The sequence below is a fragment of the Streptomyces sp. NBC_00461 genome (assembly GCF_036013935.1).
Lineage (GTDB): Bacteria > Actinomycetota > Actinomycetes > Streptomycetales > Streptomycetaceae > Streptomyces.
Window position 1 is genome coordinate 3,060,057 of record NZ_CP107902.1, and the last position, 22,674, is coordinate 3,082,730.

Genomic DNA, 22,674 nt, shown 5'->3' on the forward strand with positions numbered 1-22,674 from the left:
AGGGCACACCATGGCGGGACCCGTCCTGGATATGCGCTCGATCGTCAAGACCTTTCCCGGGGTCAAAGCGCTGTCGGACGTCACGCTGACCGTCCGTCAGGGCGAGGTCCATGCCATCTGCGGTGAGAACGGCGCCGGGAAGTCCACCTTGATGAAGGTGCTCTCCGGCGTCCATCCGCACGGCACGTACGAGGGCGACATCCTCTTCGAGGGTGAGACCTGCGAGTTCAAGGACATCCGGGCGAGCGAGCAGCACGGCATCGTGATCATCCATCAGGAGCTGGCGCTGGTGCCGTTCCTGTCGATCGCGGAGAACATCTTCCTCGGCAACGAACACGCCTCGGGCGGGTTCATCAACTGGAACGAGACGCTGAAGCACGCCACCGAGCTGCTGCGCCGGGTCGGTCTGAGCGACCACCCGGAGACCCGGATCGCCGACATCGGCGTGGGCAAGCAGCAGCTGGTGGAGATCGCCAAGGCGCTGTCCAAGAAGGTGAAGCTGCTCATCCTCGACGAGCCGACGGCGGCTCTGAACGACGAGGACAGCGGCAAACTCCTGGATCTCATCCTGGAGTTGAAGAAGCAGGGCATCACCTCGATCATCATCTCCCACAAGCTGAACGAGATCCGGCGGGTCGCCGACTCGGTGACGATCATCCGCGACGGCAAGTCCATCGAGACCCTCGATGTGAAGTCGGCGGAGACCACCGAGGACCGGATCATCTCGGGCATGGTCGGCCGCGACCTCGACCACCGCTTCCCCGAACGCACGGCGTACGAGGGCGAGTCGGACGCGGCACCCGCGCTGGAGATCCGCAACTGGACGGTGCACCACCCGATCGACCAGCAGCGCAAGGTGGTCGACGACGTGTCGATCAACGTGCGGCGCGGGGAGATCGTCGGCATCGCGGGCCTGATGGGCGCGGGCCGCACGGAGTTGGCCATGAGCGTCTTCGGGCGCAGCTACGGTCGGCACGCGGGCGGCACGGTCCTCAAGGACGGCACGGAGATCCGTACGAAGACCGTCGCGGAGGCGGTCGAGCACGGCATCGCGTACGTCACCGAGGACCGCAAGCACTACGGCCTCAACCTCATCGACAACATCAACCGGAACATCTCGCTGACCGCGCTGAACAAGGTGGCCAAGCGCGGTGTGGTCGACGAGCACGAGGAGCGCAAGGTCTCGGAGCGCTTCCGCAAGTCCATGAACATCAAGGCGCCGACAGTCTTCGAGACGGTGGGCCGGCTGTCCGGCGGCAACCAGCAGAAGGTCGTCCTCAGCAAGTGGATCTTCGCGGGTCCCGAGGTGCTGATCCTGGACGAGCCGACGCGCGGTATCGACGTGGGCGCCAAGTACGAGATCTACACGGTCATCGACCAGCTGGCCGCCGAGGGCAAGGCGGTCGTCTTCATCTCCTCCGAGCTGCCGGAGCTGCTCGGTATGTGCGACCGCATCTACACCATGGCCGCCGGGCGGCTCACGGGTGAGGTCCCGAGGGCCGAGGCCACGCAGGAAGTGCTGATGCGCCAGATGACGAAGGACAAAGAGGTAACCCGATGAGCACGGATGTGACGGACAAGGTCCCGGCCTCGGCTCCGCCCGGCAAGAGCGGAGGCACGGCCGCCGACAGCAACCTGCTGCAGCTCATACTCGGCGGCCTGCGCCGCAACATGCGGCAGTACGGCATGCTGATCGCGCTCGGCCTGATCGTGGTCCTGTTCCAGGTGTGGACCGGCGGGGACCTGCTGCTGCCACGAAACGTCTCCAACCTGGTGCTGCAGAACAGCTACATCCTGATCCTCGCGATCGGCATGATGCTGGTGATCATCGCGGGTCACATCGACCTGTCGGTCGGATCGCTGACGGCGTTCGTGGGCGCGTTCGCGGCCGTGCTGACGGTGCAGCACGGTGTGGCGTGGCCGATCGCCCTCGTACTGTCCCTGCTGGTGGGCGCGGTCGCGGGCTCGGTGCAGGGCTTCCTGATCGCGTATCTCGGCATACCGTCCTTCATCGTGACTCTCGCGGGCATGCTGCTCTTCCGCGGTCTGACGGAGATCTTCCTGCAGGGCCAGACCCTCGGCCCGTTCCCGAACGGTTTGCAGAAGCTCGGCAACGGCTTCCTGCCCGAGGTCGGCCCGAACACCAACTACCACAACCTCACGCTGCTGCTGGGCTTCGTCCTGCTGGCCTTCGTGATCTACCAGGAGGTCCGCGACCGCAAGCGCGAGCAGGAGTTCTCGCTGGACGTGCTGCCGCGCAACGCCTTCCTGCTGAAGCTGGTCGCGATCGCCGCCGCGGTCCTCGCGGTCACGATGCTGCTCGCCAGCTATCAGGGCGCCCCGATCATCCTGATCGTCCTCGGTGTGCTGGTGGTCGGCTACGGCTACGTCATGCGCAACGCGGTCTTCGGCCGTCACATCTACGCGATCGGCGGCAACCTGCCGGCGGCGAAGCTGTCCGGCGTCAAGGACAAGAAGGTCACCTTCCTTGTCTTCCTGAACATGGGCGTGCTCGCGGCCCTGGCGGGTCTGGTGGTCGCCGCCCGTCTGAACGCGGCCTCTCCGAAGGCGGGCCTCAACTTCGAACTCGAGGCGATCGCCTCGTCGTTCATCGGTGGCGCGTCCATGAGCGGCGGTGTGGGTACCGTCCTCGGCGCGATCATCGGTGGTCTCGTGCTCGGCGTGCTGAACAACGGCATGAACCTCCTCAGCGTCGGCACGGACTGGCAGCAGGTCATCAAGGGCCTCGCCCTGCTGGCCGCCGTCGGCTTCGACGTCTGGAACAAGCGCAAGTCCGGTTCGTAGACCGGGAAAACAGGAGTGGGCCCCGCCGGAAGGCGGGGCCCTTCCCATGGGAGGGAGACGCAGGACCAGTGAAATCGCTCTTCGGCAAGCTCGCCGACGGCACGGAGATCCACAGCTGGGCGCTGGAGAACGGCGGGACCCGGCTGAAGGTCCTCTCCTACGGCGGGATCGTGAAGTCCCTGGAGATCCCGGACCGCCACGGCCGGTACGCGAACGTCTCCCTCGGTTTCAGCACCCTTGAGGAGTACGTGTCCCACTCCCCGTACTTCGGCGCGCTGATCGGCCGTTACGGCAACCGCATCGACGCGGGCCGGTTCACACTCGACGGCGAGCGGCACCAGACCGACGTCAACGACGGCGGGAACAGCCTGCACGGCGGCGCCCAGGGCTTCGACCGGCAGGTGTGGGACATCGAGCCGTTCACCAGGGACTCGGACATCGGCCTGCACCTGTACTACACGTCCGTCGACGGCGAGATGGGCCACCCGGGCACGCTGAAGGTGAAGGTGACGTACACCCTCACCGAGCACGGCGACTGGCGCATCGACTACGAGGCCACCACGGACAAGGCCACCGTCGTCAACCTCACCAGCCACGTCTACTGGAACCTCGCCGGCGAGGGCAGCGGCACCATCGAGAACCATGAGCTGTCCATCGGCGCCTCCCGCTACACGCCGACCGGTCCAGGGCTGATCCCCACGGGCGAGCTGGCCGAGGTCGCGGGCACTCCCTTCGACTTCCGCGAGGCCAAGCCGGTCGGCCGTGACCTGCGGGTCGCCGACCAGCAGGTGCTGTACGCCAAGGGCTTCGATCACAACTGGGTGCTCGACACGGGCGTCACGGCCGAGCCGGAACACGCCGCGGCGCTGCACGACCCGCGCTCCGGCCGCACCCTGAAGATCGCCACCGACCAGCCGGGGCTGCAGTTCTACTCCGGCAACTTCCTCGACGGCACCCTCGTCGGCACCTCCGGCCGCACCTACCGGCAGGGCGACGGCCTGTGCCTGGAGACGCAGCACTTCCCGGACTCGCCGAACGAGCCTTCGTGGCCGTCGACCGTGCTCCGACCTGGTCAGACGTACCGGACGACGACGATCCACTCGTTCTCGGCGTAGACGCTCCGCCGGGAGGCCGGTGGGGAGCTGCGGGTCGGCTGTGGCTGGTCGCGCAGTTCCCCGCGCCCCCTTTGGGGGCGCGACATCACACTCTCTTCACACGTTGAACGGCGTCACCTCAGCCTCCGTATGTATGGGTGGCCCGTGCTCCCCCGCACGGGCCACCCAAAGACGACGGGCCCGGTCGTCCCACCGGGCCCGCCCCATACGGAGGTTCCATGGCCGACAACGTCACCTCGCTGTTCCGCAGCAATGCGGCACACAGCCCGTCGATGGCGGCGTTGACACGTGATGGCGGCGACGGGACCGGCCCCGTGGACTTCTGTATTCCCTGCAACCCCTACTTCCCGACCCCGGCGATGTTCGACACCATGTCGGCCCGGCTTCGCGACATCGTCACGTACTACCCGAGCAGCGCCGACACGATCACGGCCGAGCTGTGCAGCCTGCTCCAGCTCCCGCCGCAGTGCGTGGCGATGGGCAACGGCTCGACCGAGCTGATCACCTGGATCGACCATCTGATGGTCCGTGAGTCCCTCGCCATCCCCGTCCCCACCTTCGGCCGCTGGACCGACCAGCCCATGGAGACCGGCAAGCGGGTCGACATGTTCCCGCTGCAGGAGTCCAACGGCTTCTCCCTGGACCTCGCCCAGTACGCCGAGTTCATCCGGGCCCGCGGCACCCGCGTCGCCGTCGTCTGCAACCCGAACAATCCCGACGGCGGCTATCTGCAGAAGCAGACGCTGGTGCAGTTCATGGACGCGATGGCCGACCTCGACCTGATCGTCGTCGACGAGTCCTTCCTGGAGTTCGCGGACGCCGAGGCCGAACCGTCCGTCGTGCAGGAGGCGATGATCCGCCCGAACGTGATCGTGCTGCGCAGCCTCGGCAAGAACTTCGGCCTGCACGGCATACGTTTCGGCTATCTGGTCGCCAACCCGGCGCTCGCGGGCCGGGTCCGCTCCATGCTCCCCAAGTGGAACCTCAACTCCTTCGCCGAGTACGTGGTGTTCATGCTCAAGGAGCACGGCGCCGAGTATGCGCAGAGCCTCCACCAGGTGCGCCGCGACCGCCTGGACATGGCCAGCCAGCTCTCCGCGCTGCCCGGTCTGACCGTCTATCCCTCCCAGGGCAACTTCCTCTTCGTGCGCCTCCCGGTGGGCGCCGAAGGCACCGTCGTCCGCGACCGGATGCTCACCGAGCACCGCATCCTGGTCCGCGAGTGCGGCAACAAGATCGGCTCGTCCAGCCGCTTCCTGAGGCTCGTGGTGCGCCCCCAGGTGGATGTGCGTCGCCTGGTGTCCGGCCTGGAACAGGTGCTCTACGGGACCAGGAGGGGAGCCGCCGTACCGGAGCTGAGCACAGGGACCAGCTACAGCTCGGGTACGGCGGCCGTGGACCGGCTGGTCGGCGCCACCAACGGGGCGGGCATGCCGCTCGCCGCGCAGGCGGGGCAGTTCATGGGCGCCGGGGTGCCGATGCCGGCTGTGGCGCAGGCGGCACCGCAGCCGGTCGCCGCACAGATGCCGATGTATGCGGCGATGCAGGCGGTACCCGAGCCCATGCAGAGGCAGATGCCTGCCGCGATGCAGGCCGTACCCGAGCCCATGCAAAGGCAGATGCCTGCCGCGATGCAGGCCGTACCCGAGCCCATGCAAAGGCAGATGCCTGCCGCGATGCAGGCCGTACCCGAGCCCATGCAAAGGCAGATGCCTGCCGCGATGCAGGCCGTACCCGAGCCCATGCAAAGGCAGATGCCTGCCGCGATGCAGGCCGTACCCGAGCCCATGCAAAGGCAGATGCCGGTCCAGCCGATGCAGCCGGTTCCGGAGCCGGTGCCCGCGCAGATGCAGCCGGTACCCCCACAGATGCAGCCGGCCGCCGCGCAGATGCCGACGCCGCCCGTGCCCGGGCCTACGCCGCCGGGCGTCCCGGCCCGCGGGGGCCTCACGGCCGCGCAGGTGCGGGGTATGACCGGCCCCGCGCAGGGACTTACTCCGGCGCCGGCCACCGGGTGGCCCAACGCCCAGAGCTGGCCCAGCGCGGCGGGAGCCTGAGGCCCCTCACCCTCGTCTGCGGCCGTCCAGGAGGGCCAGCCCCAGCGGCGTGACCGTGTGCAGCACAACGCGGCCCGCCCGGCACGTGCTGAGCAGGCCCGCCTTGCGCAGGATGCCGACGTGGTGGCTGGCGGTGGCCGGGGCCACGCCCGTGTCGTGGGCGAGTTCGGTCGTCGTCACGCCGCGGTCGGCGACCGATTCGAGGATCTCGGCGCGCGTGCGGCCGAGAAGGGCGTCCAGGGAGCGCGGGCCCGATGTCGTACTCAGCGCGTCCTCGTGCGGCATGGGGTAGACCACGACGCACGGCAGCGCGGGATCCTTGAGCAGCGTGGGCGTGCGCCGGCAGAAGTACGAGGGCAGCACGAGCAGGCCACGCCCGTCGAGGTGGACGTCACGCTCGACGCCCAGACCGGTGACCTCCAGGACCGGCCGGCGCCAGACGAGCCCGGGATGCAGCGTGTTGAGCAGTCCGCCGAGGTCGCCGTCAGCCAGGTAGCGGTCGTGGACGGCGCGTTCGGCGTCGAAGCGGCTGCGGACGCGGCCCCACCAGGGGGCCAGTGCGGTCGCGAAGTAGTGCCGGTACAGGCGTCCCAGATGCGTGAGCGCACCTCTGTCGCCGTCGGCGAGCCGGCGGGCCCAGGAGGGCAACCGGCGTCCGGTGCGCGCCAGTTCGGCCAGATCGTGTCCCAGCCGCTGTCGTGGAGTGGACAGCAGCGCACCGATTCCGGCATCCAGCCCGCCCGAACCGGCCGCCGGGGTCAGGAAGTCCGCCGAGTACCCGACGGGCGGCGCGAGCCGCAGCAACGCGCCCACGGGGGCGGCCAGCCGGCGCCGTACCGTGTGCCGCCAGGCGCCGAAGACGAGGGACGCGGTGTCGGTCTGCAGCAGGTGCATGCTGAGCAGCGCTTCCCACATGGGGTCGGGAGCCTGCGCCAGCCGGATCTGAGCCAGGTCGTCGTCGGTGAAGTGAATGCGTACGGCCATGGTCCCCATGCTGGGCCGTCCCGCGCCGCCTGCCATCCTCAGAAGTCATGGGGTGGCAGGCGGACGGGCGGACAGGCGGACAGGCGGACGCCCTACGGTCTCAGCACTCCTTGACGGAGCTGACCTGGTCGCGGACGGGCGAGGCCAGGTCGATGGCCTGACCGTCCAGGATCACCTGGATCTCGTTCTCGTAGTCGGCGTCCTTGTACAGGCACCAGCGGCTGCCGGAGATGTTCTTCACCGACCACACGTGGTCGTTGAGGCCGCCGGCCAGGACGCCCAGGTCGGAGGCGCCGTCCGCCAGCGAGTAGTGGGCACCGCCGCCCTGCCCGTCGTGGTAGATGCAGAACTCCGACGGGTCGCACGGCCAGGTGGCCGGGTCGCCCGGAGCCGGGGCCGCCTGCGCGGGTGCGGTGACGGCGAGCATGGCGGCACTGCCGGCGAGTGCGGCCAGTCCGAGGGCGAGGCGGTGCTTGCGAAGGGCCATGGTGTGGTTCCTTTCCCCGTTGCTTGCACGAACAGGAACCAGCCTGGTGCGGAGGCGTCCGCCGGCGCACGCGCCTTCGATCTGGGTCGAATCACGGCCAGGGGTGGCCCGTGGTGCGGGCCACCCCCGTCACGCGTGTCAGTGCTTCGGGCACTCCTGCCACGCCATGTGGTAGACGGTGCTGATGTCCCCGTCGGTCGAGTCCATCGTCATGAAGCTGACCTTGCCCGGGTTCGCGGTCCCCGCGTTCACTCTCAGCTCGGTGTTGATGTTGAAGTTGCGGAGAACTCCGCAGGGCGCCCAGACCAGTTGGGCCCAGTCGGTGCTGTCGGTGGCCTGCCAGTCGTCGTTGTACGAGCCACTGAAGGGATGGGTCTTGGGCACCGTGCTGGAGGAGCCCTGGAAGTAGTACGAGGCCTTCTGCGTGGCGGACGCTCCCGGCTGGAGCGAGAGGAAGCCCCGGTAGTCGGCGCTGGCGATGGCGTAGGTGAAGCCCTGCGGGACGTGCACGATCAGGTTGAGCTGGCAGTTCTTACGGAAGGCCGTGGGGTCGGAGCTGCCGCCGGCCTTCGCGAGATAGTCGCTGTACGTCACCGTGAAGGCCGTGTTGTCGGGGGAGACGGCGACGGCCGCGGTGCCCGCGGGGCAGCCCGAGCCGTTCACCGTCGCCACATCGATGACGATCTTGTCCGGGGGCGGGTTGTCGACGACGGGGGACGAGCTCTGGGCGGGTAGCGCGGTGGTGAGCAGAGCGGCTATGGCGCCGCTCATCAGGAGTCCGCCAGACATGGTCTCTCCGGTTCTGTGAGTGGGGGGTGGCTCGCCCCGGCGCTCAAGCAACCCTTTGGAGAAACCGTGGGGTTCCTGTGAAGACCGGAGGCGATCGCATCGTAGGGAGACGCACATACGGCGGCCAGGTCGAACTCAAGCCATTCACAGGTGTGGTTTTCACAGGGCGAACGCGCGCCCCGACTCTGTTCCTACGGGTTCTCCCAGGCCGCCGGCTCCGCCGCCAGCTGCCGCACAGGCTCCGGCAGGGCGTCCGCCGCGATGTCGGCGATGGTGACGCCTTCGAGGATCCTGCGCACGTTGGCCCGCAGGGCGATCCACAGGGGCAGCAGGGGCTGCGCGGATCCCGTGTACTCCAAGCCGGTGGGCCGCTCGCCGCGCACGGAGACGATCGGGCCGTCGACGGCACGGATCACGTCCGCGACGGTGATCTTCGCGGCCTCGCGCGCCAGCCGGTAGCCGCCGTTGCCCCCGCGCCGGCTGTCGACGACTCCACCGCGCCGCAGGTCACCGAGGATGCCTTCGAGGAACTTGTGCGGGATGTCCTGCGCGGCGGCGATGGCCTCGGCCTTCACCGGAGAGCCGTCGTGGCGCACAGCGAGCTCCAGAACCGCCCGTACCGCGTAATCCGCCCGTGCCGAGATCCTCATAGGACCATTGTGCTGGGTCCGGCCGTACACAATGACCTCGCGCGACGACCTCGCACGCGCCGCCGACGGCACCGGCACGACGGGAGGCTCCCTTGGAGCTCAGCAGACGTACCTTCAGCGCCCTCGCCGGCACCACCGCGCTCGGCCTGGCACTCGGCGGCAGCGGGGCCGCGACCTGCGCCTACGCCGCCCCGACCGCCCCTACGGGCCCGCCGCCCGGCCCGCCGGGAGCGGACGGGCGACGGCACACGGTCGGCTTCGACCGCCACTCGCTCCTGGTCGACGGCCGCCGGCTGGTCGTCTGGTCCGGCGAGATGCACCCCTTCCGGCTGCCGAGCCCGTCGCTGTGGCGCGACGTCCTGCAGAAAATGCACGCCCACGGCTACAACGCGGTCAGTATCTACGTGTCGTGGAACTACCACTCCCCCGCCCCGGGACAGTACGACTTCACCGGCATCCGCGACCTGGACCTGTTCCTGCGGACGGCGAGCGAGACCGGCCTGTACGTCATCCTGCGTCCCGGCCCCTACATCAACGCCGAGATCGACGGCGGCGGCTTCCCCGGCTGGCTGACCGCCACCGAGGGCACGGCGCGGACCGCCGACCCCACCTATCTGTCGTACGTCGACCAGTGGCTGACCCGGGTGAACGCCATCGCCGCCCGGCACCAGTACACCGACGGCAAGGGCACGATCCTGCTCTACCAGATCGAGAACGAGTACGACGCGCACGTCGGCGAACCGGCCGGCCGCGACTACATGGCCCACCTGTACAAGAAGGTGCGAGCCGACGGAATCGACGTCCCGCTGTTCCACAACGACAAGGGCCGGAACGGCTATTGGACCCCTGGTTCCTTCGACACCGGCGGGGAGCAGAGGCGTTGGCTGTACGGCTTCGACGGCTACCCCTCGCCCACACAACTGCCCCCTGACTGGGGCCACTTCGGGATCGGCGGAGTCAAGGGCGGAGCCACCGCCAGCCCTCGGACCCCCGGCTTCGTGCCCGAGTTCGGGGGCGGCTGGTTCGACCCGTGGGGCGGTGCCTGGTTCGACGGCAAGGGGTACGAGGAGTCGCGGCGCATCCGGGACGCGGCCTACGAGCGGCGCTTCTACCTCACCAACCTCGCCAACGGCATCACGCTGCACAGCGTCTACATGACCTTCGGCGGCACCTCGTGGGGCTGGCTGCCCGCGCCCGTCGTCTACACGTCGTACGACTACGGGGCGGCCATCGACGAGGGACGCCGGCCCACCACCAAGCTGATCCCCATGCACCAGCTCGGGCATCTGCTGCGCCACGTCCCCGACTTCGCCAAACTGGACCGGGCGGCGGACGTCACGGCGGACGGCCTGAAGGTGTACCACCTGACCAACCCCGACACCGGCACCCATGTGTACGTCCTGCGCAACGACGGCGCGGTGCCGGTCGACGCCACGCTGCCGGTCCCCGGCGCCGAACTTCCCGTCACCGTCCCGGCGCAGGACGCACGGCTGCTGGCCGCCGGGATCAGGCTGGGGCGGCGGACGGTGCGGTACTCCAACGCCCAGCCCATGCTGGCCCTCGGCGCCGGGCGCCAGGAGATCGCCGTGCTCACCGGGCGGGCGGGCGAGTCGACGGTGACCGCGCTGGTGTGCGCGAGCCGGCCGACGGTCACGGTGCTGGACGGGCGGGCCGAAGTGTCGTACGCGGCAGGGCTGTTGCGTATCGAGGCCCAACTCGACGGCCTGACGCGGCTGTTGGTCTCCGGCGGCGGCAGCGCCACACCCCTCCTGCTGCTCCTCGCCGACGACGAGACCTCCCTGCGGCTGTTCCCGCGCGACACCCCTGCCGGCCCGGTGCTGGTGTACGGGCCCGCCCTGTTGCGGACCGCGGCCGTCGACGGCGCGGCGGTCCGGCTGACCGGGGACACCGTCGGGGCCGCCGAGCTGGAGGTGTGGGGACCCCGCGGTATCCAGGAAGTCAGCTGGAACGGCGTGGAGTTGCAGACCCACCCCACCTCCTCCGGAAGTCTGCGCGGCACCCGCCCGCTCGCCGGTGTCGGGACGGTCGCGCTGCCCGCCCTGCGCACGGGCTGGCGCCGGAGGAACGAGAACCCGGAGTCGGCGCCCCACTTCGACGACTCCTCCTGGACACCGGCCGACAAGACCTCCTCGCACAGCACCACCCCGGTACCGGCCGGTCAGCCCGTCCTGTTCGCCGACGACTACGGCTTCCACTACGGCGACGTCTGGTACCGCGGGCACTTCGCCGACGCGAGCGGCGCCGAGTCCGTGTCGCTCGCCTGCAGCACGGGCACGCAGGGACTGCTGATGGCCTGGCTGGACGGGAAGCCACTGGGGACGCACCGGATGCCGGTGCCCGACAACAGCAGTGTGCGGCAGGGCAGTTGGGCGGCCACGGCGGTCTTCGCCGTCCCCGACGCCCTGCGGACGGCCGGCCCCCACGTCCTGTCCGTCCTCGTCCGCCGCATGCAGCACGACCAGGACGGCAAGGCGCGGGACACGCACAAGGTGGCGCGCGGGCTGACGGCGGTCACCTTCACGGGGGCCGGCCCGAAGGTGAGCTGGCGCCTGCAGGGAGAGGCGGCACCCGACCCCGTGCGCGGGCCGCAGAACAATGGCGGGCTGTACGGGGAGCGGCAGGGCTGGCATCTGCCGGGGCAGGGCGACGACGGCTGGGAGGCCGTGGAGTTGCCGCGCGCGGACCGACGGCAGGGAGTGACCTGGTATCGGACGACCTTCGGGCTCGCGGTCGAGGCCGGCACCGACGCCTCCATCGGCCTGGTCCTCGACGACGACCCGGACCGCGCCTACCGCGTCCAGATCTTCCTCAACGGCTGGAACATGGGCCAGTACATCAACGACGTAGGCCCGCAGCACACCTTCGCGCTCCCCAACGGGATCCTGCGCACACGTGGTTCCAACACACTCACCCTGGCCGTCCTGTCCGACGGGACCACACCGTCGGGTCCGTCGGACGTACGGCTGACGTTGCTCGGGGCGGCGGCGGGAGGGGTGCCGGTGACCCTGGTCTGACCCTCCTGCCTCCGCCCCGGCGCGGGCGGCTACCGGGCCAGTCGGATCACGTTCCAGGACAGCGGTTCGAGTACGGCGGTGAGGGTGCCGTCCGTCAGGGCGGTGCCCTCGACCGCGTGCGGGGCGACCCGCTCGGGCTCGTCGAGGGTGTTGCGGGCGTCCGGGTCGGCGTCCGCGAGGGCGCTGTGCTCGACGACGGACGTCAGGTCGAGGCCGTTCAGGGCGACCTCGACCGGAAGCGCCTCGGTGCGGCTGCGGTTGACGGCGAAGACGGTGACGGTACCGTCCTCCGCGCGCACGGCCGTGGCGTGCAGCAGGTCGGCCTCGCCGTACTTCTTCGTCTCGTACGTGGGTGAGTCGACCCGGACGTCGAGGACCTGGCCGCGGCCGTACTGCGAGGCCTGGGCGAAGGGGAAGAAGGTTGTCTGGCGCCAGGCCGGGCCGCCGGGCTCCGTCATGATCGGGGCGATGACGTTGACCAGCTGGGCGAGACAGGCGACGGTGACGCGGTCCGCGTGCCGCAGCAGGGCTATGAGGAGCGAGCCGAAGACGACGGCGTCGGTGACGCTGTAGTTGTCCTCCAGGAGGCGGGGGGCCTCCGCCCAGTCCCGCGCGCCGGAGTTCTCGATCGCGTGCCACTCCGAGATGTACCAGACGTTCCACTCGTCGAAGGAGAGGTTGATCTTCTTCTTGGACTTCAGCCTGGCGCCCACGTGATCACACGTGGCGACCACGTTCTCGATGAAGGACTCCATGTCGACGGCGGAGGCCAGGAAGGAATCGACGTCGCCGTCCTCGGGCTGGTAGTAGGCGTGCAGGGAGATGTAGTCGACGAGATCGTACGTCTCCTCCAGGACCGTCGCCTCCCACGCGGCGAAGGTCGGCATGGACTGGCTGGAGGAGCCACAGGCGACGAGTTCGACGCCCGGGTCGATCTGGCGCATCGCGCGGGCGGTCTCGGCGGCGATCCGGCCGTACTCCTGGGCGGTCTTGTGGCCGGTCTGCCAGGGGCCGTCCATCTCGTTGCCCAGGCACCAGAGGTTGATGCCGAAGGGGGCCTTGTCGCCGTGCGCGGCACGGAGGTCGGAGAGGGCCGTGCCGGCGGGGTGGTTGGCGTACTCCTGGAGTTCGAGGGCCTCGGCGACGCCCCGGGTGCCGAGGTTGAGGGCCATCATGGGCTCGGCCTGGGGGCCGACCTTCTTCAGGAAGGCGATGTACTCGGAGAGGCCGAAGCGGTTGGTCTCGGTGGAGCGCCAGGCGAGGTCGAGGCGGCGGGGGCGGTCCTCGACGGGGCCGACGGAGTCCTCCCACTTGTAGCCGGAGACGAAGTTGCCGCCGGGGTAGCGGATTGCCGTGACGCCGAGTTCACGGACGAGGTCCAGGACGTCCTGGCGCAGGCCCGCCTCGTCCGCGGTGGGGTGGCCCGGTTCGAAGATGCCGGTGTAGACGCAGCGGCCGAGGTGTTCCACGAAGGAGCCGAAGATCCGGGGATTGACCTCGCCGACGGTGAAGGCGGGGTCAAGGGTGAAGCGGGCGGTGCTCATGTGCGCCTTTCGGGGGTGGGCATCTCTGTTTCGCGGGCGGGTGCGGGTTGTTTCGAGGCTGGTCAGGTCAGGTTGGCTCAGGTCGTCCCGTCCCCGCCCCTTCTGATTGACTGCGCCCGATCGCTGCGTTCGGTATCTCGGCATCCGCTCGTAATCTCGAACCGGACCGTAAGAGGAAGCGCTTGCCAGTCAATGTTTAGCACGGGACTTTCCAGCCACGGAGGTCGTTCTCGGTTGAACGACGGCGTAGTCTCGGGCAGCCTGCTGTGCGGCGGCGAGAGCGGCAGGAGCCGCAAGAGGGGGAGCGATGGGTGTCGCGGGCGCGCGGAAGAAGGCGGCCCGGCTCGCCGCGGGGCTGCGGCGCTCGCGAAGGGCCTCCTCCGGGATGCGGAAGCTGACGAAAGGTCTCGGCGCGGCCGTGCGGGCCAGATCGCGCCCACCGGCCGACGCGCGCGAACTGTGCCGGGTGCTGTGCGAGGAGATGCGCGTCCGGCGTGGCGGGCGGCCCGTGGAGCTGCGGTTCGAGCGGTTCCCGGACGAGATCGAGGTCACCGGGCTGTGGGTGGAGTTCCAGGACTTCGACCTGGTGATCGTCGAGGAACGAGCCGAGGCGGTGCAGCAACTGGTCATCCTCGGCCATGAGTTGTGGCACCTGCACGCCGGGCACAGCCACCACCACGTGGCCGGGGCGGCGCTGGCCGACCGGCACGAGTGGAACGCCTTCGACGACGCCGCGCTGTCCGTGGCCGCGCGTGACGGCTCCCGCGTCGCCGACGAGGCGGAGGCCGACGACTTCGGGCACCGGCTCGCCGCCGCGTTCCGGCCCCTGCTGTCCGGCGGGTCGGGGCGGTCCGGACAGGACACAGTCGCCCCGCTCGACCCGTTGCGACGGTCCCTCGGCTACCGGGGGCGCGGGGGAACGGCGCGGTGACGACGGCCCTCGCCCGACTGGCGTGGTCCCCCGCGGGTTTCGTCAACGAGTTCTACCCGTCGTTCTGGTGGATCCCGGCCTGCGTCCTGACCGCCGCCCTGGCGATCAAGCTGCCCAGCATCGTGCGGCTGTGGAGCGACCCGCTGCTGCGGGCCGTCGGCGGCGTACTGCTCATCGCCTGCGCCGTGTTCGTGTTCGTGGCGCCGTCGACGATCGCCCGGGTCAACCGGATCACGGGCGTGCCGAACATCTCGGCACCCTGGGTGTACTCGCTGCTGACCGCGTTCTGCGGCTCCTGTCTGCTGCTGATCATCGCGTGGCGCAACGGGCTGTCCGACCGTTCGGCGGCGACGGTCCGCGCCGTGCGCTGGGTGATCGCGGGCACCTGCACGGTGATCGCCGCGCTGTGGGTGCTGTTCGCGCTGGCGGACGCGCCGGTGGAACGCCTGCGGGACCTCGACACGTACTACGCCGACACCCCGTACATGCGCGAGATGATCCTGCTCTATCTCCTCGCGCAGGCCGTGGCCACCGTGATCACCTCGGGCCTGATCTGGAACTGGGTCCGCACCGACGGACTCGACGCCTGGCTGCGCTGGGGCCTGAAGTTCCTGGGTGTCGGCTACGCGGCCCAACTCTCCTTCTACGCGGTCAAACTGCCCGCGGTGGTGGCCCGCTGGACCGGCCGCCACCTGGACTGGCTGAGCACGGCGGTGGCCCCGCCCCTCGCCTGTCTGTCGGCCATCCTGATAGCGATCGGCTTCATCCTGCCGCACGCCGGCCAGTACCTCCACGAACGCTGGCGGGTCCATGCCGCCCACCACCGCCTGCGCCCCCTGTACCTCCTCATGCGCACGGTGAACGGCAGCGGTGTGTCGTTCGTCCTTCACGCCACGCCGGAGCTACGGCTCATCCGCCGGGAGACGTTCATCCGCGACGTCCTGCTCCCCCTGGCCCGCCACATCGACGAGGACCGACGCCACCGGGCCTACGAGGCCGCCCTCGCCCTCGGCCACGCCCCGCCCCACGCCAGGGCCCTCGCCTCCGCGGTAGCCCTCCAGGACGCGGTCGAGGCCCGCCACCGGCCGACGGAGACCGACCCGGACCACGCCCCCGACACCACAGACCTGCTCCGCGAGATCACCACCGTGTCCCAAGCCCTACGCCACCCGGCCGACCTCCTGGCCGTACGCACCCACGCACCGGAACCGGGCGTGGCGGGGCGGGGCGCCGCTGGGGTTGATCGGCGGGGGGTTCGTGGCTGAGGCCGACGGGGGGGCGAGCCGGGGGGCCGAAGGCCCGAGGTCCAGGGGCCGGGCGGGAGCCTTATGAATGCTCCCGCCCGTGTCGCCGCCTCGACGACGCTCAGCCCGCGAACGCCGGCTGGGGCAAACCCTTTCCGGCACCGGGAACCACCAGCAGGGAGCCTGCCACCGGGTGGGGTGCGGTCAGGCCCACGCGGGCCGTCGTGACGTAGAGGTCGGTCAGGTCCGGGCCGCCGAAGGCGCAGGCGGTCACGAGGGGCGTGGGCAGCTCGATCACGCGGTCCAGTTCGCCGTCGGGCGTGTAGCGGCGTACCGCCGCGCCGCCCCACAGCGCCACCCACACGCAGCCGTCGGCGTCCACCGTCAGCCCGTCCGGGAAGCCGGCGTCCTCCTCGATCTGCGCGAACCGGCGCCGGTCCACCGCCCGGCCGCCTTCGTGGTGGAAGACGTCGACCTGTCGCGTCGGCGAGTCGATGTAGTACATCAGGCTGCCGTCGGGGCTCCAGCCGATGCCGTTGCTGACCGCGACGTCGTCGAGAACCGTCCGTACGTCCCCGTCCCCGGTGATCCGGGAGAGCGTGCCGCCGCCGGGGGCCTCGTCGTAGCGCATGGTGCCGGCCCAGAGGGAACCGTCGGGGGCGACGGCGGCATCGTTGGCGCGGCGGCCGGGGACGACCTCGTGGTGCAGCCAGCGGAAGGTGTCGTCCGGGTCGACGAGTCCGACCCCGTCCCGGAGGTTCAGGACGAGCCCACCGCCGGCCCTGGGCTTGGCCGCCCCCACGTGCTGGTCGGTCACCCGGATGCTGCGGCGACCCGACACGGGTTCGTACGTGTGGACACGGGCACCGAGGATGTCGATCCAGATCAGCCGGCCGGCGTCCGCGTCCCAGGTCGGGCCCTCCCCGAGGCTCGCCTCCACGCGCACCGCGACCTCGTACGCCGTCATGCGACGATCCTGTAGCCGAGGCGTTCCGAGAGTTCCACGGCGCCCTTGGCGGCGAGCTGCTCCAGCTCTTCGCGGCGCTCGTCGCTCCAGCGGATCATGGGGACGGAGATGGAGAGGGCGGCGACGACCTGCCCGGTACGGTCCCGCACCGGCGCGGCCACGCAGCTCACGTCCGGATTGGACTCGCGGCTCTCCACCGCGATGCCGCGCTGCCGGATCTGGGCCAGGGCCTCGCGCAGGGCGGACGGCTCGGTGATGCTGTTGGGGGTCATCCCGACGAGCTCGTCGTCCTCCGGGATGCGCGAGGTGAGTTCGTGATCCGGAAGGGAGGCCAGCAGCATCTTGCCGACGGACGTGCAGTGCGCGGGCAGCCGGCGCCCGGCGGCGGACACCATGCGCACGGCATGCGTGGAGTCGACCTTGGCGATGTAGATGACGTCGGTGCCCTCCAGGATCGCCACGTGCACGGTCTCGTCACAGGTCTCCGCGACGGACCGCGCCACCTGCTGCCCCTCGGCGGCGAGGTCCAGCTGCTCGGCGTACCGGCTGCCGAGCTGGTACGGCCGCACACCGAGCCGGTAGCGTCCCGGCTGCCCGGGCACCTGGACGATGTACGCCCGGGCGGCGAGCGTGGTGACCAGCTCGTGCACAGTGGTGCGCGGCAGCTGCAGCCTGCGCACGATGTCGGGGGCGGAGAGCGTCCCGTCCCCGTCGAGGAAGAGCTCAAGAATATCGAGAGCCCGGGTCACGGCAGGTACGAGGCGTCCCATAACCGGCCCCCTCCCTTGTTATCTGAGGCGTCTGTGTTCGAAATTTCAACAGACGATCGGCATGACGAACACAGGCTACGCAAGTGCGTTTGCCCGGGCAATGGTTCTGCGAGTTCCAAGTACGGGAAGGGCCCGCGGAACGGTGGCCGTGCGTCCGGTGCTCCCACCAGAATGCCTGACAGCAGGATTCCCTTGACCGGCCGGACATGATCGGAGCGCGGGTGGGCGACGTCGGTGAGGCTTCGGGGGAGCACCCCGTCCTGGTGACAGGCGGCAGTGGTTTCGTGGGCAGCCATCTCGTGCGGCGGCTGCTGGAGCGTGGGTATCGCGTCCGTGCCACCGTCCGCAGCACAGCGAGCGCCCCGAAGGTGGCGCCCCTTCGTGGCATGCAGGGCGACCATCCCGGGCGTCTGGAGCTGTTCGAGGCGGATCTTCTCGTGGACGGGTCCTTCGACGAGGCCATGGAGGGGTGCGGAGTCGTGTTTCATGTCGCCTCGCCGTTCTTCATGCCGGAGAAGATCAAGGACGGGCAGCGGGACATGGTCGAGCCCGCGCTCGTCGGGACGCGGAATGTCGTCGGGAGCGTGGAGCGGACGGCGACGGTGCGGAGGTTCGTCTTCACCTCCACCGTCGGCGCCGTGTTCGGTGACTACGCCGACGTGCTCGGCATGGAGGGGCAGGTGTTGAGCGAGACGTACTTCAACACCACCAGCACCGTGGAGAACAACCCGTACCACTACGCCAAGACCGTTGCGGAGCAGGCTGCTTGGGAGGCGGCGAAGGGGCAGGAGCGGTGGCGTATGGTCGCCGTCAACCCCGGGCTCGTGCTCGGGCCGTCACTCACTCCCGCCTCCGAGTCCGGGAGCCTGTTCCTGCTCGAGGAGCTCTTCAAGGGTTACTTCTTCTACGGCGCCCCCGACTTCAGCTTCACCACGGTCGACGTCAGGGATCTGGCCGACGCGCACATCGCGGCGGCGGAGAAGCCGCAGGCGCACGGGCGGTACATCCTCGCGGCCGAGCGGATGACGTCCTTCCACGAGATGGCCAGGATCATTCGGGGGCGGTATCCGAAGGATCTTCGGCTGCCCCGAACCCGCCTTCCGCACTGGCCTGTTCGCGTCCTCGGTCCCGCCTTCGGGCTCACCCAGGACTACACGCGCAAGCACCTCGGCATCAGGTTCGAGGTCGACAACAGCCGTAGCGTGCGGGAGCTCGGCATCGGCTACCGGCCCGTCGAGGAGACCCTGCTGGATCACTACGAGGCGTGGCGGGCGCAGCGGTCCCGCACCTGAGAGCCGCTACGGCCCGTGACCGCTCGTCTCCCCCAGCACCCCCCTCAACCTCTGCGCCCGCAGCACCAGTTCGAGTTCGAAGCGCCGGTCCGGGTCGTCGATCTCGTCGCCCCACAGCTCGCGGATCTGGCGCAGGCGGTAGCGGACCGTCTGGGGATGGACGCCGAGCCGGGCGGCCACCTCCGGCGCTCCGCCCCGCGTCTCCAGCCACGCCAGTAACGTTTCCGCAAGCCGGCGCCCGTGGGTCGGCCCGCAGTGGGCCAGGGGCGCCAGGCAGCGCAGGGCCAGGTCGTCGATCAGTTCCTCGGGCTGGAGGAGGACCAGGGCCTCGGTGTGTTCCGTGCAGTACAGGACGTCTCCGGTGGGCAGCAGCCGCCGTTCCATCAGGCGTACGGCCGCCTCGGCCCAGTGCAGCGACTTCGCCGCGTCGGCGAGCGGTACGGGCGGTCCGATCGCCCCGGACCAGCCGGTCAGCGCCCGGTGCAGTAACTCGGGGCGGCCGGCGGCGTCCGGCTCGGGGACGACCATGCGGGGCTGCTCGTACTCCATGTCGAGCAGCACGCCCTGTCCGACGGCGGGCGCGACCGCCTCCCGGGCCGGGCGGAGCAGGACGCCGACCGCCACCTTGCGCGGCAGCGGCCAGCCGACCCGGGCGGCCCGTTCGGTCAGGGCGTCGGCCGGGTCGCCCCGATGGTGTTCGGCGAGCAACAGTTCCACCAGGCGGCGCTGGAGGCGCAGCCGCTCGCCGGCCTGCCGGGCCGCCGCCTCGGCGTAGCCGCGCACCGACTGGTCGACCAGTCCGTCCAGATACTCGTAACCGGCGTCCACGAGCTCGTACATCGCGGGCGGCGGGATCTCCACCTGCTGGCCGATCTCGGCGAAACAGCGCCAGGCCAGGCGTACGCCCATGCGGTAGATGGCCTGGAGCGAGTCCAGGGAGCGGCCGTGCAGGCCCTCGCCTCGGCCGAACTCCTGGAAGACGCCCGGCGGGACCGTCGGCCGGCCCTCCGACTGTTCCAGGTGCTGGACGAAGACCTCGATGGCGCGGCGGATGCCGACCAGGGCCATGGGCTCGCCGGACTCGTCGAGGACGAGCGGCAGGTGCGGGTACTCGCGGCGGATCTCCCGCAGGATGTCCTCGGCGAGCGTCGGCGCCTCGGCCATCGCCAGGGCGGCGAACCGGCGGACCTGGAGGCGGGGGACGTCGTGCCAGGCCGAGCGGGTGGTGACGGCCGGCGAGTGGGCGGGCGTCACCGGTCAACTCCCCTGTCCGGCTTGCTCGTACGTGATCAGTGGTGTGTTCGGCTGGTCGGGGGTCGCGTCGAGCAGCGCGACGACGCCGAGGGCGGCGCCCACGGCGAGGGCCGCGGCGGCCACGACGGTGAGCGTGGCGGCGAGCAGTCTGGACATCGCAGGGTCAGCCTCTCTGTCCGGAGGTCGTCCCCACCCCGGTGTCCCCACCCCTGCCCGTCGGCCCAGTCTCGACAAGCATTGACACCCCGTCAAGAGGCGCCTACGGTTCCCGGCCCATAGGCCCTGCTCGGGTCGCCCAGGACGTGCCGATTCTCGCGGCCGGCCCGATCCGGAAGACCCGGAAGACCCGGAAGACAGGGACAGAGCGGCCCGAACTCCGTCATCCCACCCCCTGGAGTGCCCGGATGCGCCGTACAGCCTCACCTGTCTCCTTGATCCTGCTGGGATTCGGCACGTTTCTGCTGGTCCTGGCCCCGATGCTGGTCTGGTACGTCGAGCCGCGGGCCGCCGTGAACCCGATCGACATCGACACGACCGCCGTGTACTCCGGCACCGGCAGCTACTTCGACACCGACGAGATCGAGACCGTGCACGACAAGCGGATCACGGTCACCCAGCAGGTGCGCGGCAACGTCGCAGACAGCGAGAAGAGCGGGCGGGCGGTGTGGGACGTGACGACGACGGTCGACACGGACAAGTCGCTGCCGGCCGCCGATCCGCACGACGCGCTGGAGTTCTTCCTGAACCGGTGGGTGACCGACCGGCGCACCAACCAGCCGGTGCACTGCTGCAGGGAGAACCCGTACTTCGAGGGCGACGCGTATCTGAAGTTCCCCTTCGACGTGCACAAACGGTCGTACTCCTGGTGGGACAACTCGCTCGGCGACACGGTGGTGCTGCACTACGCGGGTACGAAGAAGGTCCAGGGGTACACGGGTTACCGGTTCACCGGCACCGTCGCGGCCACGAAGATCGGCACCCGGCTGGTACCCGGCACGATCGTCGGCCGGAAGAACGCACCGCAGGTCCTGGCCGAGGAGTGGTACTCCAACCACGGCATCGAGCTGGTCGCCGACCAGCGCACCGGCCGGGTCCTCTACGCCCAGGTCGGCCCGCGCCGCACCCTGCGCGCGCCCGGCACGAAGAAGGACGCGGTGGTGCTGCTCGACAGCCGGAAACTGGGGTTCACCACCGCGACGCAGCAGGCGCAGGTGAAACTGGCGAAGAAAGAGAGCGGCCAACTGCGCATGGTGGGACAGACGTTGCCGATCGGCGCCGCTGTGGCCGGATTCGTTCTGGCGGTGGTGGGTGGGGTTTTGGTGCTACGAGGACGGAAACGCCCCGAAACACCTGATACGGGTGGAACATCCCAGGCTCACCTCATGAAGTGACATGACGTCAGTTCTAATAAAGCCGGAAATTGTCATCCCGGTGAGTAGCCGTGGCGAACGGCTGGGCGAAAACTGTCCAACCCCACCCGAGCACAGCCCGTCCACACCCCCCGCCCACGAAGAGCTCAGTCCCCCCACAGCAAGTCCAGAAAGACACCACTGAGTTCCGCACCCTGAGACGAGTTGGAGCACCCATGCCCCAGCACGTGCCTTCCCAGCTGCGCGCCGCACACTCCTGGGCGCCGCAGCACCCTCCGGCGCTCCCCCCACAACCGCGCCGAATCGTTTTCCTCGCCCACCGGGATCTGGACAATCCGGCGGCCGGCGGCTCCGAGCTGCTGGTCGACCGGCTCGCCGAGGGGCTGACCGAACTCGGCCACCAGGTCACCCTGATCTGCGGCGGACCGGCGGCCTTCCGGGACTACCGGGTCGTGTCGGCCGGCGGTGAGTTCGGCCACTACCTGCGCGCCCGCTCCGCCTTCGCCCGGCAGGTCGGCGAGACCGATCTGCTGGTCGAGGTCTGCAACGGCATGCCCTACCTCGCGCCCCTCTGGCACCACGGCCCCACCCTGTGCCTGGTCAACCATGTCCACTCCGACCTGTGGAAGATGCGGTTCGGCGGGCCCCTCGCACCGGCCGCGCGCGTCGGCCGAAGACTCGAACAGTGGGCGCTGACCGGTGCCCAGCACCGGAGTCTGCTGGTCGCCGTCTCCCCCTCGACGGCGCACGCCCTGCACGCGATCGGTGTCGAACGTGACCGGATCCGCGTCGTGCACAACGGAGTGGAGGAGCCCGGGCCGCGCGCCGAGCGATCGGCCGATCCGCTGTTCGTGGCGGTGGGCCGGCTCGTCGAGTACAAGCGGATCGATCTGCTGCTGAGACTCTGGGAGCGGGTGCGGCCGGTCACCGGCGGCCGGCTGGTGATCGTCGGCGACGGACCCGAACGGGGTCGCCTGGAGCGGATCGCCGGCCCCGGCGTCGAGTTCGCGGGCCATGTCTCCGAGGCCGAGAAGCACCGGCTGCTGTGCGCGGCCTGGCTGCTGCTGCATCCGTCCGCCGTGGAGGGATGGGGGCTGGTCGTCACCGAGGCCGCCACCCGTGCGACGCCGACGGTTGCCTTTGATGTGCCGGGGCTGCGGGACTCCGTTGTCGACGGGGAGACGGGTGTGCTCGCGCGCGGGGAGTCCTCGTTCGCGGCGGCCTGGTGCGCCTTGGCCCTGTCCGGGCGGCGGCGGGAGGCGATGGGCAAGGCTGCTCGGGATCGGGCGGCTCGGTATCGGTGGCATCGGACGGTCAGACAGTTTCGGGCGGTTGCCGCGGAGGCGGTGAGGGGCTGGGGGACGTGACTCGGCTGTCGGT

General features: G+C 70.0%; 19 protein-coding genes and 1 pseudogene. 10 read left to right on the plus strand and 10 right to left on the minus strand.

The features are described from left to right. Positions 1-10 precede the first annotated feature (10 nt). From mmsA to OG870_RS14440, 3 genes and pseudogenes are all read left to right on the plus strand, one after another. Entirely contained in the window at positions 11-1,561 is a 1,551-nt protein-coding gene (gene mmsA / locus OG870_RS14430) for a multiple monosaccharide ABC transporter ATP-binding protein (RefSeq protein WP_266513686.1), read from the plus strand. After that, a complete protein-coding gene (gene mmsB / locus OG870_RS14435; protein WP_266513688.1) occupies positions 1,558-2,805 on the plus strand; it encodes a multiple monosaccharide ABC transporter permease in 1,248 nt (415 codons plus the stop codon). The genes mmsA and mmsB overlap by 4 nt, the downstream gene beginning before the upstream one ends. 53 nt (positions 2,806-2,858) lie before the next feature. Further along, positions 2,859-3,920: pseudogene (locus tag OG870_RS14440) on the plus strand (aldose epimerase family protein); the annotation flags it as partial. On the opposite strand, the gene OG870_RS14445 reads toward OG870_RS14440, so the two are convergent. Further along, the gene (locus OG870_RS14445; protein WP_266513691.1) at positions 3,878-4,006 is read right to left on the minus strand and encodes a hypothetical protein; all 129 of its coding nucleotides are present in this window, start codon (positions 4,004-4,006) and stop codon (positions 3,878-3,880) included. The pseudogene OG870_RS14440 and the gene OG870_RS14445 overlap by 43 nt on opposite strands. A 132-nt stretch (positions 4,007-4,138) precedes the next feature. On the opposite strand from OG870_RS14445, the gene OG870_RS14450 reads away from it, so the two are divergent. Continuing rightward, the gene (locus OG870_RS14450; RefSeq protein WP_327690944.1) at positions 4,139-5,977 is read left to right on the plus strand and encodes an aminotransferase class I/II-fold pyridoxal phosphate-dependent enzyme; all 1,839 of its coding nucleotides are present in this window, start codon (positions 4,139-4,141) and stop codon (positions 5,975-5,977) included. A 6-nt stretch (positions 5,978-5,983) separates the two neighbouring features. Here the strand turns inward: OG870_RS14450 and OG870_RS14455 are convergent, their stop codons facing one another. The 4 genes from OG870_RS14455 to OG870_RS14470 all read right to left on the minus strand — a co-directional run bounded on the left by OG870_RS14455 (position 5,984) and on the right by OG870_RS14470 (position 8,887). Continuing rightward, on the minus strand, positions 5,984-6,961 hold the full coding sequence (locus OG870_RS14455) for a winged helix-turn-helix domain-containing protein (RefSeq protein WP_266513696.1): 978 nt from the start codon (positions 6,959-6,961) through the stop codon (positions 5,984-5,986). 100 nt (positions 6,962-7,061) lie between these two features. After that, positions 7,062-7,448, minus strand: a complete 387-nt coding sequence (locus OG870_RS14460) for a peptidase inhibitor family I36 protein (protein WP_266513699.1) — start codon at positions 7,446-7,448, stop codon at positions 7,062-7,064. 138 nt (positions 7,449-7,586) lie between these two features. Then, complete coding sequence (locus OG870_RS14465) at positions 7,587-8,237, minus strand: DUF4360 domain-containing protein (RefSeq protein WP_327690946.1); 651 nt, start codon at positions 8,235-8,237, stop codon at positions 7,587-7,589. A gap of 191 nt (positions 8,238-8,428) precedes the next feature. After that, the gene (locus tag OG870_RS14470; protein WP_266513704.1) at positions 8,429-8,887 is read right to left on the minus strand and encodes an RrF2 family transcriptional regulator; all 459 of its coding nucleotides are present in this window, start codon (positions 8,885-8,887) and stop codon (positions 8,429-8,431) included. A gap of 92 nt (positions 8,888-8,979) precedes the next feature. On the opposite strand from OG870_RS14470, the gene OG870_RS14475 reads away from it, so the two are divergent. Next, positions 8,980-11,922 (plus strand): beta-galactosidase, encoded by a 2,943-nt coding sequence (locus tag OG870_RS14475; protein WP_327690947.1) that lies wholly within the window; start codon positions 8,980-8,982, stop codon positions 11,920-11,922. A 29-nt stretch (positions 11,923-11,951) separates the two neighbouring features. Here the strand turns inward: OG870_RS14475 and arfA are convergent, their stop codons facing one another. Beyond that, positions 11,952-13,466 carry an arabinosylfuranosidase ArfA gene (gene arfA / locus OG870_RS14480; RefSeq protein WP_266513716.1) on the minus strand — a complete coding sequence of 505 codons (1,515 nt, stop codon included), beginning with the start codon at positions 13,464-13,466 and terminating at the stop codon, positions 11,952-11,954. Positions 13,467-13,773: 307 nt separating this feature from the next. Here arfA and OG870_RS14485 point away from each other — a divergent pair, with 307 nt between their 5' ends. After that, on the plus strand, positions 13,774-14,397 hold the full coding sequence (locus OG870_RS14485; protein ID WP_266584934.1) for a toxin-antitoxin system, toxin component family protein: 624 nt from the start codon (positions 13,774-13,776) through the stop codon (positions 14,395-14,397). Then, complete coding sequence (locus tag OG870_RS14490) at positions 14,394-15,662, plus strand: DUF6545 domain-containing protein (RefSeq protein ID WP_266584932.1); 1,269 nt, start codon at positions 14,394-14,396, stop codon at positions 15,660-15,662. The genes OG870_RS14485 and OG870_RS14490 overlap by 4 nt, the downstream gene beginning before the upstream one ends. Before the next feature lie 100 nt (positions 15,663-15,762). Here OG870_RS14490 and OG870_RS14495 read toward each other — a convergent pair whose 3' ends face one another. Both OG870_RS14495 and OG870_RS14500 read right to left on the minus strand, forming a co-directional pair. Beyond that, complete coding sequence (locus OG870_RS14495; RefSeq protein ID WP_266584931.1) at positions 15,763-16,608, minus strand: SMP-30/gluconolactonase/LRE family protein; 846 nt, start codon at positions 16,606-16,608, stop codon at positions 15,763-15,765. After that, a complete protein-coding gene (locus OG870_RS14500; protein WP_266584929.1) occupies positions 16,605-17,378 on the minus strand; it encodes an IclR family transcriptional regulator in 774 nt (257 codons plus the stop codon). The genes OG870_RS14495 and OG870_RS14500 overlap by 4 nt, the downstream gene beginning before the upstream one ends. Positions 17,379-17,584: 206 nt before the next feature. Here OG870_RS14500 and OG870_RS14505 point away from each other — a divergent pair, with 206 nt between their 5' ends. Beyond that, positions 17,585-18,670, plus strand: coding sequence for an NAD-dependent epimerase/dehydratase family protein (locus OG870_RS14505; protein WP_266584927.1), 1,086 nt, complete (start codon positions 17,585-17,587; stop codon positions 18,668-18,670). A gap of 6 nt (positions 18,671-18,676) precedes the next feature. On the opposite strand, the gene OG870_RS14510 is transcribed toward OG870_RS14505, so the two are convergent. Both OG870_RS14510 and OG870_RS14515 read right to left on the minus strand, forming a co-directional pair. Beyond that, a complete protein-coding gene (locus OG870_RS14510; RefSeq protein WP_266513734.1) occupies positions 18,677-19,924 on the minus strand; it encodes a helix-turn-helix domain-containing protein in 1,248 nt (415 codons plus the stop codon). A gap of 3 nt (positions 19,925-19,927) precedes the next feature. After that, positions 19,928-20,080, minus strand: coding sequence for a hypothetical protein (locus OG870_RS14515; RefSeq protein ID WP_266513737.1), 153 nt, complete (start codon positions 20,078-20,080; stop codon positions 19,928-19,930). A gap of 248 nt (positions 20,081-20,328) precedes the next feature. Between OG870_RS14515 and OG870_RS14520 the strand changes: the two genes are divergently transcribed. After that, positions 20,329-21,315: a DUF3068 domain-containing protein gene (locus OG870_RS14520; protein ID WP_266840565.1), complete on the plus strand. Its 987-nt coding sequence runs from the start codon at positions 20,329-20,331 to the stop codon at positions 21,313-21,315. Positions 21,316-21,509: 194 nt separating this feature from the next. Next, positions 21,510-22,661: a glycosyltransferase family 4 protein gene (locus tag OG870_RS14525; RefSeq protein ID WP_266513743.1), complete on the plus strand. Its 1,152-nt coding sequence runs from the start codon at positions 21,510-21,512 to the stop codon at positions 22,659-22,661. Positions 22,662-22,674 lie beyond the last annotated feature (13 nt).

Coding starts and splice junctions, on each gene's coding strand:
- arfA (WP_266513716.1), bottom strand. CDS start 13,466: ATGAGCACCGCCCGCTTCACCCTTGACCCCGCCTTCACCGTCGGCGAG.
- OG870_RS14445 (WP_266513691.1), bottom strand. CDS start 4,006: ATGTCGCGCCCCCAAAGGGGGCGCGGGGAACTGCGCGACCAGCCACAG.
- OG870_RS14505 (WP_266584927.1), top strand. CDS start 17,585: ATGATCGGAGCGCGGGTGGGCGACGTCGGTGAGGCTTCGGGGGAGCAC.
- OG870_RS14515 (WP_266513737.1), bottom strand. CDS start 20,080: ATGTCCAGACTGCTCGCCGCCACGCTCACCGTCGTGGCCGCCGCGGCC.
- OG870_RS14465 (WP_327690946.1), bottom strand. CDS start 8,237: ATGTCTGGCGGACTCCTGATGAGCGGCGCCATAGCCGCTCTGCTCACC.
- OG870_RS14485 (WP_266584934.1), top strand. CDS start 13,774: ATGGGTGTCGCGGGCGCGCGGAAGAAGGCGGCCCGGCTCGCCGCGGGG.
- OG870_RS14455 (WP_266513696.1), bottom strand. CDS start 6,961: ATGGCCGTACGCATTCACTTCACCGACGACGACCTGGCTCAGATCCGG.
- OG870_RS14520 (WP_266840565.1), top strand. CDS start 20,329: ATGCGCCGTACAGCCTCACCTGTCTCCTTGATCCTGCTGGGATTCGGC.
- OG870_RS14470 (WP_266513704.1), bottom strand. CDS start 8,887: ATGAGGATCTCGGCACGGGCGGATTACGCGGTACGGGCGGTTCTGGAG.
- OG870_RS14500 (WP_266584929.1), bottom strand. CDS start 17,378: ATGGGACGCCTCGTACCTGCCGTGACCCGGGCTCTCGATATTCTTGAG.
- OG870_RS14495 (WP_266584931.1), bottom strand. CDS start 16,608: ATGACGGCGTACGAGGTCGCGGTGCGCGTGGAGGCGAGCCTCGGGGAG.
- mmsA (WP_266513686.1), top strand. CDS start 11: ATGGCGGGACCCGTCCTGGATATGCGCTCGATCGTCAAGACCTTTCCC.
- OG870_RS14525 (WP_266513743.1), top strand. CDS start 21,510: ATGCCCCAGCACGTGCCTTCCCAGCTGCGCGCCGCACACTCCTGGGCG.
- OG870_RS14450 (WP_327690944.1), top strand. CDS start 4,139: ATGGCCGACAACGTCACCTCGCTGTTCCGCAGCAATGCGGCACACAGC.
- mmsB (WP_266513688.1), top strand. CDS start 1,558: ATGAGCACGGATGTGACGGACAAGGTCCCGGCCTCGGCTCCGCCCGGC.
- OG870_RS14460 (WP_266513699.1), bottom strand. CDS start 7,448: ATGGCCCTTCGCAAGCACCGCCTCGCCCTCGGACTGGCCGCACTCGCC.